Raw genomic sequence first — 377 nt, 5'->3', positions numbered from 1 at the left:
GCCGGCGCAAAACTACCGGGAATGCCAAACATCTCTAAGCCACTGGACACGCTCCATGACAAGGCACCACAGAGCAGCGCTTCAACCCATCGGTTCTTACGTTCTACGCCATCGTAAATCAGACGCCCGTAGCAAATGGCTATTGCCAAAGCAGAGCCGGATATCTGCGGCCACGAATTTTGCAGGGCATTGAGCAGTTCGACCCATACATCAGGTTGCTTTTCCATGTTCTAATCCCATAACTGAATGATGTCCTGATTGGGCGGAGGGGTGATATCCGGCAGTTCAACCCATTGACCCGCGGCAAGCTGGGTGCTCAGGCAGAGATCCGGATTAGCTTCAAGCACCTGCTCAACAATCCCTTGTGTGCGGCCATA

2 protein-coding genes are annotated in these 377 nt (G+C 53.3%); both read right to left on the bottom strand.

Annotated elements, in window-relative coordinates; genetic code table 11:
* Positions 1-227, bottom strand: a 227-nt coding sequence (locus NXS07_RS22620) for a phage holin, lambda family (RefSeq protein ID WP_258087625.1), incomplete at its 3' end; no start/stop codon positions are given.
* 3 nt (positions 228-230) lie between these two features.
* Positions 231-377: tail protein X (locus NXS07_RS22615; protein ID WP_258087624.1), on the bottom strand; the 147-nt coding region annotated here is incomplete at its 5' end.

It is taken from the genome of Xenorhabdus bovienii, assembly GCF_024721015.1.
GTDB lineage: Bacteria > Pseudomonadota > Gammaproteobacteria > Enterobacterales > Enterobacteriaceae > Xenorhabdus > Xenorhabdus bovienii.
The sequence above is the reverse complement of the archived record's forward strand: the minus strand, read 5'-3'. Positions and strand labels throughout refer to the sequence as shown.